Genomic DNA, 986 nt, shown 5'->3' with positions numbered 1-986 from the left:
ACCCCGTCCCCCACCCTGTGGCTGGCCCGCGGCCGCTACGCCGGCACCGACGCGCCGGACGTCGTGCGCCGGACCCTCAAACGCCTGCGCACCGACGAGGTCCTCGACGACCAGCACGAGCTGCCCGGTGCCGAAGGCGTCCTGGAGCAGGTCTTCGAGGCGCGCTGGACCGTCGCCGCGACGGTCACGGTGCGGGCGCGGCTGACCCTCGGTCCCCTTGCCGACGACGCGCAAGAGTGGGTGCTGGCGGCGGAGGCGGAAAGCGCCTGGGACCAGCAGTGGCCGTCTCCGGCGACCATGTTCTGGCCCGACGACGCCGATGCCGCCTGGGACCACGAGCCCGCCACGGGACTGCGCCTGCGGCAGGTCAACCGGCTGCCCACGGAGGACAAGGACATCCGCCGGCTGCTGCGTGCCTCCGTGCGCGGCGGCTGGTGCGTCAACCTCGTGGTCCACGAGGCGATGACGCCCGACGAGCGCGGCAGCGGGCCGCTCGGTCCGCTGCTGCCGCCCGCTCTGCGCCACCGCGTCCTGGAGCACCGCGCGGCCCCGGACCAACTGCGCATCGTCAACCGGGCGCTGCGCGAGTTCGACGTACAGGTTCCGCGCGGCGGCGCCGTAGTGCTGCCCACCCATCCGGCGCCGGACGGCTTCGACGGGGACGACTTCGCGGTACGGACCGTCTTCCTCGACGGTTCACGGCCGGCCGAGCTGGTCGACGCCCTCACGCGTTTCGTGACGCTGCCCCTGCCGCTGCCGGACGGCGCCGAGGAGGCCGTGGCGGCACTGCGGGACGACTGGCGGCTGATGACCCTCGAGGAGGAGCTGGCCCGGGAGCGCAGGCTGGTGGCCATGTACGCCGAGGCCCTGGAGGCGATGACGAAGTCCCGGGACCTGTACCGGGAGGCCGCCGAGCGCGCGCACGAGGCGCTGACCGCCTACCGCGAGTCCGACACCGGTGCGCCCGCCCCGCCGCCGCAGCAGCC

Annotated in this window: 1 protein-coding gene; it reads left to right on the top strand. The window is 74.7% G+C overall.

Annotated features, from left to right (window positions below; all coding sequences use genetic code 11):
* Window positions 1-15: 15 nt before the first annotated feature.
* Window positions 16-986, top strand: a 971-nt coding sequence (locus tag GRC12_RS44645) for a hypothetical protein (RefSeq protein WP_244374721.1), incomplete at its 3' end; no start/stop codon positions are given.

Source organism: Streptomyces griseorubiginosus (genome assembly GCF_017614965.1).
GTDB classification, from domain to species: domain Bacteria; phylum Actinomycetota; class Actinomycetes; order Streptomycetales; family Streptomycetaceae; genus Streptomyces; species Streptomyces griseorubiginosus_B.
The sequence above is the reverse complement of the archived record's forward strand: the minus strand, read 5'-3'. Positions and strand labels throughout refer to the sequence as shown.